The 16,107-nt window shown below is 40.7% G+C and carries 12 protein-coding genes; 7 read left to right on the top strand and 5 right to left on the bottom strand.

From position 1 onward, the window contains the following. On the top strand, window positions 1-959 hold a 959-nt coding region (locus LGZ99_RS19300; protein WP_262979460.1), incomplete at its 5' end, for a cytotoxic necrotizing factor Rho-activating domain-containing protein. 105 nt (window positions 960-1,064) lie between these two features. Here the strand turns inward: LGZ99_RS19300 and LGZ99_RS19295 are convergent. Then, window positions 1,065-5,813, bottom strand: a complete 4,749-nt coding sequence (locus LGZ99_RS19295; RefSeq protein WP_051769360.1) for a SpvB/TcaC N-terminal domain-containing protein — start codon at window positions 5,811-5,813, stop codon at window positions 1,065-1,067. 682 nt (window positions 5,814-6,495) lie between these two features. On the opposite strand from LGZ99_RS19295, the gene LGZ99_RS19290 reads away from it, so the two are divergent. From LGZ99_RS19290 to LGZ99_RS19275, 3 genes are all read left to right on the top strand, one after another. After that, a complete protein-coding gene (locus LGZ99_RS19290; protein WP_051769363.1) occupies window positions 6,496-8,844 on the top strand; it encodes an alkaline phosphatase family protein in 2,349 nt (782 codons plus the stop codon). 483 nt (window positions 8,845-9,327) lie between these two features. Further along, the gene (locus tag LGZ99_RS19280; protein WP_021326082.1) at window positions 9,328-11,007 is read left to right on the top strand and encodes a COG1361 family protein; all 1,680 of its coding nucleotides are present in this window, start codon (window positions 9,328-9,330) and stop codon (window positions 11,005-11,007) included. Between the two features lie 170 nt (window positions 11,008-11,177). Beyond that, window positions 11,178-11,318 carry a hypothetical protein gene (locus LGZ99_RS19275; protein ID WP_152962983.1) on the top strand — a complete coding sequence of 47 codons (141 nt, stop codon included), beginning with the start codon at window positions 11,178-11,180 and terminating at the stop codon, window positions 11,316-11,318. 23 nt (window positions 11,319-11,341) lie between these two features. On the opposite strand, the gene LGZ99_RS19270 is transcribed toward LGZ99_RS19275, so the two are convergent. The 4 genes from LGZ99_RS19270 to flgA all read right to left on the bottom strand — a co-directional run bounded on the left by LGZ99_RS19270 (window position 11,342) and on the right by flgA (window position 14,344). Then, the gene (locus LGZ99_RS19270) at window positions 11,342-12,469 is read right to left on the bottom strand and encodes a hypothetical protein (protein ID WP_036838309.1); all 1,128 of its coding nucleotides are present in this window, start codon (window positions 12,467-12,469) and stop codon (window positions 11,342-11,344) included. A gap of 335 nt (window positions 12,470-12,804) precedes the next feature. Next, complete coding sequence (locus LGZ99_RS19265; protein ID WP_021326491.1) at window positions 12,805-13,245, bottom strand: flagella synthesis protein FlgN; 441 nt, start codon at window positions 13,243-13,245, stop codon at window positions 12,805-12,807. An 11-nt stretch (window positions 13,246-13,256) separates the two neighbouring features. After that, complete coding sequence (gene flgM / locus LGZ99_RS19260; protein WP_021326490.1) at window positions 13,257-13,559, bottom strand: flagellar biosynthesis anti-sigma factor FlgM; 303 nt, start codon at window positions 13,557-13,559, stop codon at window positions 13,257-13,259. A gap of 125 nt (window positions 13,560-13,684) precedes the next feature. Beyond that, complete coding sequence (gene flgA / locus LGZ99_RS19255) at window positions 13,685-14,344, bottom strand: flagellar basal body P-ring formation chaperone FlgA (RefSeq protein ID WP_023045736.1); 660 nt, start codon at window positions 14,342-14,344, stop codon at window positions 13,685-13,687. A 230-nt stretch (window positions 14,345-14,574) separates the two neighbouring features. Between flgA and flgB the strand changes: the two genes are divergently transcribed. From flgB to flgD, 3 genes are read left to right on the top strand one after another with little or no spacing between them, the layout of a single operon-like run. Next, window positions 14,575-14,988: a flagellar basal body rod protein FlgB gene (gene flgB / locus LGZ99_RS19250; protein WP_021326489.1), complete on the top strand. Its 414-nt coding sequence runs from the start codon at window positions 14,575-14,577 to the stop codon at window positions 14,986-14,988. A 5-nt stretch (window positions 14,989-14,993) separates the two neighbouring features. Next, the gene (gene flgC / locus LGZ99_RS19245) at window positions 14,994-15,398 is read left to right on the top strand and encodes a flagellar basal body rod protein FlgC (protein WP_036838312.1); all 405 of its coding nucleotides are present in this window, start codon (window positions 14,994-14,996) and stop codon (window positions 15,396-15,398) included. 30 nt (window positions 15,399-15,428) lie between these two features. Further along, window positions 15,429-16,106 carry a flagellar hook assembly protein FlgD gene (flgD, locus tag LGZ99_RS19240; RefSeq protein ID WP_390894041.1) on the top strand — a complete coding sequence of 226 codons (678 nt, stop codon included), beginning with the start codon at window positions 15,429-15,431 and terminating at the stop codon, window positions 16,104-16,106. Window position 16,107 lies beyond the last annotated feature (1 nt).

Below are 16,107 nucleotides of genomic sequence, written 5' to 3'. Positions count from 1 at the left end.
CGGGTACGGTGGATGGGTTGAATTTGTACTGTATGGTGAGGAATAATCCGATCACATACAGGGACATTGATGGTCGTATATTGGATGGCTGGAAGACCAAAAAAGGTGTAAAGCAAGGTGATGCAAGTAAATTGAAAAGGAAAGGTCCGTTTTATACCAAAGGACAAAGTGATATTGTGACAGACTTTAGTTTTGCTCGGCACGATAGTAAGGAAAAATTCGATCCGAAACCGCAAAATGAACTAACATCAATCGACAAGCGTGATGTTTTAGAGACGTCACCGGGTGATAAAATAACATCGTATAATAAGAGCTCCAAATGGTTTGCTGGCACATTCTGGGAGAAAAATCCGTTGAGTGAAACAACAGACCTAATCGTATTGCATAATGGGGTAGAAGGTGCAGCAGGGCTTAAAATCAAATTTGATGACCTTGAGTCAAATCGTTCGGTGTTAATAACCGGTGGTACATTGACCGGATGTACAATGATAACCGGGGTAAAAGACTCAACTTTCTATGCATTACATGCGGGTACAAGCACACCCAGTGAATCATGGAAAACGGGTAAAGAGGGAGTTCGTGATAATATAGCACTTTTCAATCGCCTTAATCCTACAGATCCAATAGGTATTTCCTCTGAACATTCAAATAAACAGCTAATTGGTTTATTAGATCATTTTGATCAGGGTACGTTAGCTTATAGTGGGAAGGCGGGTTTCAATATTGAAGGGGAAGAGGCTGATAATAGAATTTTAAATTATAGCAAAGTAGGATTGGGTGTTTCATTTACTCTCATCAGTAAAAATAGTCAAGGCGTTGTCTCAGTAGAAACGCTATTAGAAACAGGTGAACTTACTACTCATTCCCCACATAAGACAAAATCTCCTCCTGGAGCTTCGTTCCCAGCTTCTCAACTAAAATATCAGGCTCATAGTTCTATTGTTCATAAATTATTTTAAAAAAACTTTCATGAAATAACCCTGTGGCAATTGCCACAGGGCTGGAAGACGTGCCCGAATTAGGTAAATTGGCACGTCGAGAAATCAGCACAAAAATAACGTCATCTATTTCTTTATATTATTGCGTAGCTCCTCCATTTCTTTTTCTGTGTCATTCTCATCTTCATGAACGCTGAACCAAGGGAAATAAGATGTTCTGCGTAACTTCTGGTTGGCTGTTTCTACCCTGATTTCTCTATTCAGAGCATCATATTCATATTTATCTGCGTACTGGTTAATACGTAAACTGGCATCGGACGCATAGTGCCAGTCATTCAGGAAAAATGGCTGATACACACACTTAACTAATCCTTTATTATTGTATTCAGTTCGTCCACTGACAGCCCAGCGAGGTTCGGATTTGCCTTGCTTTGGTTTATTCTTATCGTCCAAAACTAATTCTCCTGATGGACCAAGTAAATAAGCTAAACCAGGTTCATTAAGCACTGATGTTTGTAATGTCCGACCGAAACCGTCGCTAAAACTAACCGCAATCCGAATACGTTGTTCCCGTTTAGGTCGAGCATAGTTGTCAGCCATAAAGCTGGCTTCATGCACCGGCATTTGTGAAACCTCTTCCAACAGACTGCGCATTATATCTCCCCATCCATCACTTTGAGCATCGTGTTGCCAGCAGGATACAGGCAGAAGAACCTCGCCTTGAACACTGATAATTCTTGCTTTAACTAAACGCCACCAGAGTGCTTCGCCGGATAAATTCAAATGGGTCCTAATTTGATGAATATCTTTCTTTTTCAAGCAATTTTTGTTATCAAATAACGAAAGTAAAACATCTCCGTAGTCATAAATTTTCTGCCTTTCCAACCAGCGATAGGCTTCGGTACAAACATGACCATATGAAGTGATAAATTGGCGGCTGAGTAAATAATCCCATAAATTCTTGGCTGCATGTATTGATTCCTTATCAATAACACTATTTTCAGCCTTTTCTTTACTGATATTTCCCATCCAACTGAACCATTCAATTCCGCTATATTGGAAAACTATTTGTTCTTTATTTTGCAGGGCTTGCTCAATCATCTCGGTAACATTACCGTCCGGTAAGGCAAAATCATTCACTGGGTAAAAACCACTGGTGATATAAGCGCCGTCATTGTTCTTTTCCCCTTCTTGCCCATAAAAACTACTGGCAATAACGCGTCCTAGTGCGTTGAATTTAGCTTCAAAAATATTGTCATTTAAATCTGTCAGTTTCCAAGGTTGCATAAAACGATAATCATATTCAACCGTAGTGATATTTCCGGCAGCGTCACGGGTTTTTATAATGCCACAGGTAAATTGATCATATTCATAAGTGATTTTCCCACTGAGTAAAGTGGTTTGTTGAGACAATGGCCGGTAGAATTTTAATGCACTCCTCTCTGCATATATCGTATATCCATTACTTGCGACCCATACTTCTGTTTCAGGTTCTATGCCCGGTACGGGTAAGATACGTTCGCTTTTACGATATCCGGCGGAAGTCAGATGATTGTCCCGTTCGGTTTCACTCATAACATCTTTGAATGCAGACAAACTTTCATCATCAAATTCAGCAACGTCAATATGATCAATCAGCGCTAAAGCCTCGGGTACATTGGTGGCGTAATGAACTTGGGTTTGTCCGGCAAATTGGCGGGGACGATTTGCTGATAATATTCCTCTTGGCTCAGTCAGCGTTTCAAAACTAAATCCTTCTCCTTGCGGAATATCAATGGGGTCCGGATGCAGATAATTTCGTCTTTCCCCTTGAAGTACGCCTAGCCGCCAAACATTGCGTTCGTTGAAATGCACGATTTGAAACCGCTCTTCAAAGACATGCACTATTTGCTGTTGCTCATCATAGCTGCTGCTCCAGCCCGTTTCAGGCAGTAGCGGTGGATAGGGATTCGTTAGGGGTTTACCCCGGCGTGGGTAATTGATACTCACCCGGTGCAATACTTCACCATATTCTTCCTGTTGGATAATCACCTGTTGAGATATAACGGGATCACTCACTATCCCTTCATATACATAGTTTATTTTTTCCAACTCGACGGGCATAACAACAGGCTCTTTTACGACGCTATCTTGGCTATCATCATCGTAAATAGTCGGCTGCACTAATCTGGCACGCAAGCGAGTCATTTCTACACTCAGTGGCACCTCTTTATTGATATCCCATATCTCCTTACGTATCAGCATCCCTTGTAAGCCGCGATACAATCCCTTACGTGTCGCTTCATCTGGATTTTCTAAAATGACATCTTTTTGTTGTTCTGCATCGTAATAGGTCAATTGAGCTAGCGCGGGAATAAAAGCCTCTTCATCACCTGACCAACAATGAATAAGATGCTTGTCATCATCTTCATAACCAAGGTGATACCAGGAATCAATCCGCGTATTTTTATCTTCTGGCGAGTCATTCCGGTAGAAATCAATAACTGATTCAGTCATTGATATATAACCAAATCCACGAAATTCCCGCTCTTTCTGATCGAAAACGCCACGCCGATAAGTATAGGATTGGCTTAATGAATTACCGCTGATTTCATCTTTTGCATATGAATACGCTTGGACATATATCGGCATCGGTAAACGAGATATTGCCTCCGGCGTCTCTTTTTTCTCATCTAACCAATATTGTGCAGAATTACGATATCCCCACTCGGTATAGGCTCCCATATTATTACTCACAGAAGATAATAAATAGGATTTAACCGGGGTAAAATCATAACGCCAATGGTGGTAATAACCATCATCACCAACAACGCTTAATACTAAACTGGGCACACCGGTTCCTCTTATATCTGCGACCAGTAATTTGCTGAGTAGATCTGTATAGCGGAGCCCTTCCGGCAATGGAATAATATGTGGTTCGCTATATGAATTCCCTGCTTGGTTGAGGTATAAATAAAGTTTATCTGAATCAGCATAAATCAGGTCGGTCGTTCCTGAGCCATTAATATCGGCTAAATAGATGCGCTCAGGGTTAAATGGTGTTGCCGGATTAAATCCACTCAGTTTTACAACAGGACCAAACTTACCGTGGCCTAAATTTGGGCTGAAACTAACCCCTTCCTCACTAATCCGTACCCAATGCTGTTGACCGGAGCCGGCAATATCACTGAAAGCAACAAGACTGGCGTGATCGCGTTCCCAATTGCCAATAGCAGTTTCTGGCAAAGCAACATCAACACCTGTTTCAAATCCATTGCCATTATTGAGATAAACACGAACGGACATAGGACCTAATAACGCTAAATCGCTAAAACCACGGCTATTAATATCTACGAAGCGAATATCGGCAGAAAAGAATTCAAGTGGCAGTGCCTTAAAAGGCGTAAAGTCTGACCAACCATGATTCTTATGGGTAAAGAAACCCGACAGTCCTGGAGAGGTGACAATCCAATCAAGTTCAAAATCATTGTTTATATCGGCCAGGTAGGCATTTTCCGGCCTTAAGCCCGGAATTAAAGGTAATGTTTCCCAATCGGCATAGGTAACCGCGTCCGGATGATCTGTTGCCACATCACGTATTGGTGAGCGGTACTTCCATTCCCCCGCATCAAAACGCAGGATCCCTGCAACACCATCCTTATATAAATCGACCAGTTGAAATTTTTGACCGCGATAGACGCCATCAAAATCTGTGTCCGGCAAGTCAAATGATTGCCAACCGGTATTATTATCCGGAGAAAATGGCGTATAACTAAATTCTATTGGCGGGAGAGACTGAGGAGGAAGCTCTCCATAACCCATCATCGTAACGCTACGCAATGTGCTTAATATTGGGCTATCTTCATATTTGAGCAGCAGACGATTTACCAGCACATTCTCATCACCTAATTGATCTGGAAAATGATGATACATAAGCACTTGTCTGCAAAGGCGATAAGTGCGAAGCTCAAAACCATATTCATAACGAGAAAAAATATCCGGTCGGACTAACCATTGCCCGTTTTCTGGTGTGTCAAATGGCGGCGCTTCATCTAAATTATTTCCTCTTTCTCCGTAGTCGAGAACCAAGGTAAAAAGCCATCCGTCCTGTGGTAACACTGGCTGTGATTCTAGATAAAGGGTTTCATGTTGTTCTGAATTGCCGTAAGTGACTTTACTAAGGTAACGTTGTGCATTGCGTTCTCTTTCTAACTCCCACTCTGGCAGTGGTTCCGGTAATCCTTTGCCGTCTTCGGCTAAATAATGATAGCCAATATGTTCTCCGGTAGAAGATAAAGACTCTTCTAATAACCAGACAGCGACTTTGTTTTTATTTTCGGGGTCAAAAATTCGGCCTTGTTCTGTTTTACCTAAACAATGAATTTGTCCATCTGGAGAATAGATAAGCCAATGGCCTGCATCTTTATCATCTAACTGATGATGCTCAAATCGTATAAAATTACTTTCTGAACGGGAACAATAGCGAGTAATATTATAAGAAGCAGAAATATCTTCAGAGTTAACTGTATTTTTTTTTACTTTCTCTTCCATTGATATTAATAGTTCGCCATTAGGGCCAACAAATTGATCAATTTTCCCGGTTTTATCGATCCCTGAGCCGTAGTTGGGAACGCCTTTTTGCGTCCTTCGGCTGATCTTTAATAGTTGGAGCTGCCATCCTGCACCAAACTCACTATTTCCTTGTCCGCTGCTGTATTGCAGGGACAACGAAGGCGCATAGCCTCTGCCAGAAGAAATTGGTAGCGGCACAGTGAGAGCAACCATGCCACTGACGCCCGCAGTGTTTAACTCGGCATCTAGCCCTTTTAACGCGCCACCGCCTTTTGGTAAAGATAACTCGGTAATAGATATTGTGTTGATCGCTTGTTCTGTCATAGTTTTCTCTCATAGTATAAGAGTCATGAACAAATAATATTTTTATTAAAGAAATACCTACAAAAATCAAGTGGAAATTTCACGAATGCTTAGACAACTATTTGTTTCGTTCATAACTATAATGTTGTAAGTATATGCTTTAATAATATAATTAAGATGACACTATATAATTTCTGGCGAATCATTATCACTGAAATACCAATAGCATCTGCTCTCAAAGCGTAGACGATAATTCATAAAAACACCTATGAAATGACGTGTAAAAATATCCATGAAATCGCTTCTAAATTAAATGTATGGCATTAAGACCTTGTTTTATTTGATTGAGTTACCTAATTGAAGAGATTGAATGCCATGACTAAATAGGGCCCGACCACAGGGTTGAAACGAGATGACGAAGGAAAACTGGTCCTCAAAATTCAGGTTTGAAACTGAGTGTGAATCACAGTGATAACTTCAAATACATATGACGGCGGCGATTGGCGGTAACTGATAGCTACATCAATAAAATAATGTGCTATTATGTTGGTTTTTTTAAGAAAAATAATAATTAGCCAATTAGGTAAACTTATCTGGTCTACAATTCATTGTGAGGGTTATTTTTATGCTTAAATCTCGATAGAATAAATGTGAGTCTGAAATAGAAAACCATTATGAATTTAATAACAGTGGAGAATGTCATATGCAATCTGATAATAATAAAGAATCTTTGGCCAGATCATCGGACGATAATTTTAAATTCATTTTAAACTGGAATAAGGATACTGGGAGGATTACTCTGTGGAATATCAATTTGGTTGAAAATAGTATCATCTCATCTTCGCCATTTATTAGTTTTAATTGGTTGGTTGGTAAAAGTAGTCATAATATAGTATCGATAGGTAATTATATTATTGTGACTGATTATGAAACTCATGAATATGAATTATTTGAAGTTAAATTTGATCCTTATAAAATGACTTTTTTATCTAAAATTCCTGATAAATCTGGTATCTTCCGTAATATAGTAGAGGGATGTAACATTATACCTTTGGGTAATTTTCTTTTATTCTGGACTCCCAGAACAGGTGGTTATTCGTGTTATCCATTTGATCCACAAGGTGATGATGTGATAGTAAGAACACCTGTTAAACAGCAAAAAACATTATGTAAAACGTGGGTTGATCATATAATCATACCTTTTCAGAATTATTTATTAAGTATACCCAAAGATCTCTCGAAAAACGAACTTTGGATATTTGATCCCTCTTTAGAGTGGAATTTGGCAGGAAAAAAAGCCAGTAGTAACACTAGGTTGTCATTTATAAATTCAGAGAGTAAAAAAATAAATATAGGTGATTATCTTATTGATATTGGAAAAGATAACAAAATTAACGTATGGAAAATAAACCCAGCATATATCAACGGTAATGGTGAGCCGTTTTTTAATAATATAAGTACTATTAATAGTAATAATGGCGATATTAGCTTACTTGATGTATTTAATGATAATTCTATAAATATTGGTTTTTCTCCCATGATGCCCATGAGCCTGTTGAATAGTGATTTGTCACCAGGAACTATTGGGTTTATGAGAAATAAAATAAGAAAAATAGTCTATGTTATGTTTGAAAATAGATCGTTGGATCATGCATGTGGTTGGTTATATGAGAAAAATGCTCCTTCTGTAATTATCGGTGATAATAGAAATAAGAAATTTGATGGTTGCGATAGCGATAATAATTTTAATATTGATAAAAATGCAAGTGTTATATATCAAGGAAAATACAAAGACGGAAAGAAGGCTCCATTAATTGTCCCTGGATATGATCCACACCATGATCATCAGTCAGTAATGAAACAAATTTTTGGCGAAACTCATACGGATCTTTATAAGGAAAAAAAGAAGCCTTCTATGGCTGGTTTTGTTCAGGAAAATGGCAATGGGGAAACAATGTTAGCTTATACACCTAATCAGCTAAACATATTAAACGGACTTGCTGAAAACTATGCTATTTCTGATAAGTGGTTTTGTTCATTACCCGGCCCAACGGATGTTAATCGGGCTTTTTCATTGACAGGTTCATCATTTGGCGCTGTGGAGAACTTCGTATCAGGTTCAATTTATATTAATTGGCCTAATAGTCCACACCGCAGCTCAATATGGGATACATTATGGAGCAATGGTATTACAGATTGGAAGATTTATAATTATTCTCTTTGGCCTGATTTCTACTATACATATCATCTTTTTTTAAAATCTCATATTGAGACAGTAGATAAAAATAAAGATGATTATGTTCAGGGAATGAGTAAATTTTTTGCAGATGCAAAGAGTGGAAACTTACCCAGTTTTAGTTTTATAGAACCCGCTTGGTTAGATTGTGATAATGGGATTATGTCTAATTCATACCATCCAGTTCAAGACTTAGTACATGGAGAGCACGCATTAAATGATATCTATAATGCGCTAATTGAAGGTCCTGATTGGGAAAATACACTATTAGTAATTACTTTTGATGAACATGGTGGAATATATGATCATGTGTCACCACCATATTTAAATAACCCTTATATAGGAGATACTTATCCAGGATTTAATTTTGATTTGCTTGGCGTGAGGGTGCCTACTATTTTGGTTTCTCCATGGATAGAAAAGAACACGCTATTCAGACCCACGAAACCATTACATTACGAATCAACTTCATTTATAGCAACATTATTAAAATGGTATGGGATACAAAAAGAAAATTGGTGGTTAGGTGAACGTATCATGAATGTAGATACTTTTGAGGATGTTTTTACATTAGAGAAACCCAGAAAAGATAAACCAATCTTTAAACCTTCGCAACCAAAAGAAGATACGCCGGCAAGTAAAATGGAAATAAGTGATTTACACCTCACATTTTTACCGAGGATAATATATCACCTAGCTCAAGGAAAGTTGAGTGATGATATATTGGATAAAGAGATAGATGAAATAATTAAAAAGAGCCGTAATCTTGAAGACATGATTAATAATATAACCGAATTTCAGAAAAAAATGATGTAATTTTGGGGAATTATTCAGAGGGCATTTGAAATGCGATGCTCTCTATTTTCTCAATAAATTTGCATAATAGCAGGTCATCCCCAAAAAACTTCACGGTGAAATTTTTTGTATATAGGGGGGGGCGGGAGCAACAGAAAAATAAACGATGTTAAGCAGTCATTTTAAATAGCCATTTAATTATAAATCAATATGTTAATTATCTTCATTGAAGGGTCTTAACTCCCCTCTGCTGACGGCTTCTGGAACCGTAAAGGTGTAGTGGAGACAACCTCTTCACATCTTCGTCATGAACCGGATATCCCTCTTGCCTGAGTTGTTGCACGGCGGAGTCCATGTAAATCGTAAACGGCTCTGGAGATAATCGTAAAGATGAACTAATCTCTTGTTGTTTGGGTTATTCAAAATAACCCATGCATTATATTGACGCATCTTGTATTTCACAGCTTCGCTTTGATATTTAAATTTAAAATAAGGTGATTAACTATGAACAACGATGTACAGCTGATTAAAAATGCCGCGGGTAAGGATAAATGCCCTCCGGGTAAAATGGCTCTGTATACCAACATTAATTTTAATCAACAAGAACTGGGTGATATACTTTTAATATCTCCTAATGTACAACTGGATCAGGCTCAGCTCGAATCTTACGGTTTTTATGTTGGACACCATGATGGGGTTTCCTGTGTAGTGAACAATATGAATCATGCTGGAACACTCGTGGCTGGTCTTAACCTTAATGGCCAGATCCTGAATGTTCCCTCCATGACAGATATTCCTTCACTCGTGGGACAGGGGTGGAATGACAGAACGCGCTCAGTTGTTGCAGCACCGGTTAAGCTTGTTAAACTGAAAATGTCCTCTGTTAGCCCTGTAGTTTTAAAAATTAATCAAAATATAAACCTCGAACTCAAGATTGAAAACCTGAGTGATATTGATGTGCCGAATACAACGTTGGAGGTAAAATCTGGCAACAGTAACGTGGTATCAGTTGGCTCATTCGAACAACCCGGGATAATTCCGGCAAAAAGTTCTGTTACCGTCACAGTACCTGTGACCGGCAAGCAGGTGGGCCAGACGTCATTAACTTTCACTCTTCATACTCCTCTCGGATTTATCAATGAAGGCGATAATGTTTATAATGCACAAGCAAGAGTGGATTTGTTTTCAGTTCAGTTGAGGATGGAATCCGATAATCCGGTAATTATAGGATTAAACAAAACCGAACCCGTTGAGTTAATAATAAAAAACTTAAGCGATATCAATGTTCCGGATACAGAACTGAAAGTAACAGCGAAGAATTCGGATATTATATCTGTAGGTTCATATCTTCAGCCAGGAACCATTTCTGCTAACGACAGTGTTATTGTCTCTGTTCCTGTTACTGGCCTGAATCTCGGTGAGTCATCGCTGACGTTCGGTCTCTTTGTACCAAAAGAATTCGCTAATACAGGAGACTCTCAGCGCGTTGTGTCAACAAAAGTTCAGAGTGCCGTAACGCTGCGCATTACCATAGATCGTCAGATTGATTTACTGACTGGGGGCCCCCTTCAGGTGCCCGTTAAAATTACTAACGAAAGTGCTGAGCCCATTGCCAACATTAAGGTGGCTTTTGATACGAGTGATGCGACCCTATTTACCGTTGGCGCTTTCCAGTCGGAAATCAATATTCCCCCAAAAGATTCAAAGGTCATTAATGTTGAGTTGATTCCGGCAGACAATAAGACAGGCAGGGCACGACTGGACTGTACACTGACATTACCTCCCGGATATGTGAATGATGGTGATAGTGAAAAAGCAGCAATAGTTAACGTCACTGTGGAAAGACCTCTTGTAGTTTTACAGTCGTTTCAGGCAAGCTGGGCTGCTGAGGGGGGGTATTTACACAGTTATATGCTGACAATGAAGTCAGCTAATGTCCGGGTCACTTTGTGGGAACTTTCTTTTCAGCTCCCTCAGGGAGCACATGTTTCGGAAACCTGGTACGAAACACAGAAAAACTGGCTGGACAAACGTGAGAGCGGTGATATGGTCTTCCTGACGAATAAGAGTACACACACCATTGATCCAGGAACTGATCTGCCCCTACAGATTCAGTTGGTCTATCCGGATCAGTCCCCCGCTCATGAATATATTTACAGTTTGTCTCTTCGTCAGATCCAGTAAATCTGAGAAAAAGATTCAGCTATCAAAAAAAACCACGGTTCCCGTGGTTTTTTGTCGTATGCAATGTTTATCAATCAGCCCGTTTTAACCTTACTACCTACAAGGGGTGGTGATAGAGTGCCCAATATGATGATGTCCGATTGCAGTTATTGTGAGTCCGGCGCAATGGAATGCGAGCCGAACAGGATGAGAACCGGCTTCCCTGGGAAACGCATCTGGATGCGTTAACGATCAGTATCAGCAGATTGAAACGCAGGAACTGGACAAAATACAAGAAGACGGCACTACCGCAATGGGCGGTAATGCGCTGAAATTTCCGTCAGGCTCAGTGGATTCAATATTGTTTGAAAAGATAGTCGATAATATCCTGTTGAAGTTCAAAGGCATCACGTCGCTCCGCAAGGTAGCTTTTTAGTACGGTGAGTGAACGCAGGCTTTCGCGCAGTTGGATTTCGTTTTCTATATTTTGCTGCAATTTTTTGCAGTGCTCGCGGAGGTTATCTTCTATTACCTTCGATGTTTCACCTCCCAGTGTGCTCCAAATCATGCCCGGTAACGAATCAGATTTTTTTAGCTGATTAAGTTCACTGGTCAGGATATCGATACGTGCTTTTAGCAACTTATTGATGTCGGATATATCCCGACTGTTAAAACTGAAAGTTGGATCAATGTACTTGTGGTACATGTTTATTATCGTCCAGACATCATTATCTTTCTTAGCTTTTGATAACTGTACCATCAACTGGTTTTTTTTCTTTTTCTCATCTAAATCCTGTTCACGATCCGGATGTAATACCTTGGCTATTTTTCTATACATTTGGCTTACTTCCTGCGATTTAAATAAATCATCCAGTTTTCTCTGGTCTTCTTCCGCAGGGTCGAAATCATCGGTATCTTCTGCATCATATTCATCGTAGAAATGTTCTGATTCCCGTTGAAAATGCTGTTCTATGGTGGCACGCATTTTCTCAGGGCTTTTCATCATATCAAGTAATTCTTCATCAGATATTTCTTCACTAAAATTAAAATATTCATCCAGAGTCTGCCGGATATCAGCCATCTGTTCTGGTGTTGGAGCTTCCTCTTTCAACGCATGAAGATTGGCAAAGTGATCGGTCAACTTATTGAGATCAAGGTTTTCGTTAAAGGGGTAAGCACATAACTCAGCAAGTTCTTCTTCTATCCAGAAAAATAATTCTCTCCGTTGGTTTTTCCCCAGCGATTTTTTATCGGCAAATGAAAGCAACCGTGCCGCTTTATCATATCTGGACTGTATATATTGATGCTCTACCGGTAAAACCTCTTGTTGAAAGCGCATGAACAAGTCGTCTTGTTGCTGTTGTAGCTTGGCGATCTTCAATTGGTATTTTTCGATGGACTTCCAGTAAGCTTTGAATTGTTGCTGAGGCGTTTTTGGTATCTGTTGTCCGCTCGATTTTCTTTTTTTTAGTTGCTTGTGCATCAATATTGTTCCTGAAGTTGAAACTCGTACGTTACGTAATTAAAAATTATATTGTCAATACCCGTTGTCGTTTATCCCTATTCTGCAATATATTTTCGTAACACGCAAAACATTATAGTTGTGCAATTGTTACATTGACTTACAAATGGTGATTGTTGCTAATCTTTTCTTCCCTGATTGTAATAACAGTTTCACAATACTTTTCGTTTGAATTATTCATACCTGAGGACTCCGTGAGCAGCTACGAAGCTCGGGTTGAACAGGAAGGCGGCGCTAATAAATACTATCAAAACAATAAAAAACGGCACTACCGCGATGGGCGGTAATGCGCTGAATCAAACCTGGACTTTATGGCCGGAAAACATGGAGTGACGGGTAGCCTGGCCGTCTGAACCATAAAGAGAGGGGCTGTGGTGGCTTTTTAGAAAAGCGATAGCTTTGCTATTTAACTCAAGATGCTGGGCTAACAACAGACCATTATGGGCGTTTGAATCACGAACCTGGATAGTTGCTTTGCCGATCTGTTGCCACAATGTGGCGAGCATAGGCTGCTTATCGTAAGGCGCGATGGTCTTTAACTCTTTGCTTAAATTAAGACGCTGCTGTTCTGAATGGCCAAGCGCGGATAACAAAAAATTTTTTCGTTCTGTTACCCGGTGCAAATCTCGTGCTTCAATAAAACCCTCGCACAGAATACGCTGCTCTTCCGCCATTGTTTGGGTCAGCGAGGTTAAATAGGTAACTTGCTGTTCGAGTAATTGCTGAAGTTCTTCCATAACGGGTTTAATTACTTTTTATAATACGGAAAGTTTTCGGCGGCTTCTCTGAGCAGAGCGTCTGCGATTTTACCGCTGTTCATTTTTAAGGTTCCCTGAGCGACAGCTTCTTTCAGCTTTTGCACCTTTTGGATGTTGATATCCTGGCTGCTCGGCTGAACCAGTTTTGTTTGTGCTTCGCTCAGTTTTACTTGCGCATCACTGCTTGTTAACGTAACGCCGGAGGTTTTTCGGGTGCCCTGGGCGCTTTCATTAGTAGGTCGCTGTTGAACAGCAGCGATAGCTAATAAGGGTTGAGTGCGTTCGATACTCATAATCATTATCCTTTATGGCCAGGCATAGGTTCACCTATGGATCGGAGCAGGTTACATGCCATTTGCATACCTGCAAATCATGCTCTGCTGGTTATATCGGCACAGTAAAAGAAAACTTTAGCAACTTATAACATGATTTTTACACTGCCGTTTTCTAATGCCTGGCCGGTTATAACGTGCCCTGAATTCATTCGAACCTTGACTTTATCAGAAGTTGCAGCGTTATTAATAGCTTTCCCTTCATTGCGTATCTGGAAACCCTTTCCCTGTACAATTACCCCCACATTCTGACCTGCCCGTACAGCCCATGGGCGACGCAACATGTTGCGGGTGATTGCCTGCCCTGCTGGAATGTTGCGTACAGCAACACTGTTTTTTATTTCATTTTTGTTAACAATTAGATCGTTCGGTAGCTTTTCCAGCAATCCGCTTCTGATCTGAAGATCTTTCTCTGATAAAACATCATTACGGGAGAGGGCTCGACGGGTAACCCAATAGTGTCCTGTCACGCTGACAGCGACTTGAATAAATTTGCGTTTTTGATGACAAACGATAGGTAAAGAGATATTTCCCCAGTTTTGACCACCAACAGAGGGGTGAATTTCCGGTGATTCACACTGAGGCCATTGCCGTTCCGGTGTTCTGATTTCAACAGAAACTTTTTGATGATTATCTCTATGTATCTGCTGAAAATAATGCGTTATGGCCTGAGGCAGATTATTTCCCCATGCCATCGAATTCATAAAGAAAAACGCGAATAGCCCGATAATCTTTATAGCTTGCATTTTCTCGCTCTTATTATTTTGTCAATAAAGTAGATAAATCCGCGGCTGTTGGGTGGCGCACAGTGTACCCGCATTGAATGTCGGTTAATGGGATAAATAGCAATTCAATTAGCGTCTATTCATCCGATAGGCTTTTCTTTCTGCGTTTATTCTGTTTACTGCAAATTTCGCGATCGCGAACCGCGCTATTAAAGTTCATAACACAGGTAAGTCACATCAGAGGGAGGAATATGCTCGATAAATTAGATGCAGCCTTTCATTTTCAGCAGGAAGCTTTGTCATTGCGATCACGGCGACAGGAAATATTGTCCGCGAATATCGCCAATGCGGATACTCCAGGATATCAGGCGCGGGATATTGATTTCGCCACACAACTGAAAAAAACCATTGCGCACGGTCGGGTCACCGGAAACGGGATTGGGCTGACGCTGACATCGGATCGGCATATTCCAATTCAGCCTCAGAAGAGAATGGAGATGGACTTGCTGTATCGGGTGCCTTATCAGGCGGCGATGGATGGCAACACGGTGGATATGGATATGGAACGCGGCAATTTTATGGATAACAGTCTGAAATATCAGGCTGAACTGACGGCGACCAGCTCCCAAGTTAAAAGCATGATGTCAGTCTTACAGCAAGGATAAAGGCCATGTCTTTACTCAGTGTTTTTGATATTGCCGGTTCGGCATTATCAGCTCAATCCCAACGATTAAATGTCAGTGCCAGCAATATGGCGAATGCTGATAGCGTTTCAGGGCCTGATGGTCAGCCATACCGGGCGAAACAGGTGGTTTTCCGTGTTGCCGCACCGGCAGGACAGGAAATAGGCGGTGTCCGGGGGAGTGAAGTTGTTGATGATCCAACGCCTTTCCGCCTTGAATATCAGCCAGGGCACCCGCTGGCCGATGAAAAGGGCTATGTGCGTATGCCAAACGTTGATGTGGTCGGGGAAATGATCAACACCATTTCGGCTTCCCGCAGCTATCAGGCCAACGTTGAGGTACTGAATACAACTAAGTCGATAATGCTGAAAACATTAACGTTAGGTCAGTAACAGGAGCGACTTATGGGAATTGCCAGTGCAATGAATGAACCAATGGATAACACCGTCGTTGGGGAGTTGGCACCGACCAGCAAAACAAAGAAGAAGAATAGCGAAGAGCTGAATGACAACTTCATGAACTTGCTGATCACGCAAATGAAAAATCAGGACCCAACCAACCCGATGAAAAACAATGAGCTGACCGCCCATTTGGCGCAGATAAACACGGTACAGGGGATTGAAAAGCTGAATACCACACTGGGCTCTATTGTTGGTCAGATTAATAACAGCCAGTCTTTACAGGCATCGGCTTTGATTGGACGGGGCGTTATGATCCCTGGGGATACCATTCTGGTGGGTTCAAGTGAGGAAGAGGGCATCAGTACCACACCATTTGGTATTGAGTTGCAGAGGCCTGCGGATGATGTGAAAGTGACCATTACTGATAAACAAGGGGTTGTTGTACGCCAAATTGATATCGGTGCGCTGGATGCGGGGGTCCATAACTTCACCTGGAATGGCACAAAAGAAGATGGCACTACGGCTGCGGATGGTGCTTATAAAATCACCATTACAGCCAGCTATAAAGGCGAGCAGAGAGTGTTTCAGCCACTGACGTTCGCTGTTGTGAATGGCGTTACCCGTGGAGGGGACGGCGCTAAATTAGATTTAGGACTGGCTGGTACCGTCACGATGGATAAGGTGCGTCAGATTCTTTAAC

The sequence above is a fragment of the Photorhabdus temperata genome, from assembly GCF_025384845.1.
GTDB classification, from domain to species: Bacteria; Pseudomonadota; Gammaproteobacteria; order Enterobacterales; family Enterobacteriaceae; genus Photorhabdus; species Photorhabdus temperata.
Note: the sequence above shows the minus strand (reverse complement) of the source record. Positions and strands in the feature narration are given on the sequence as shown.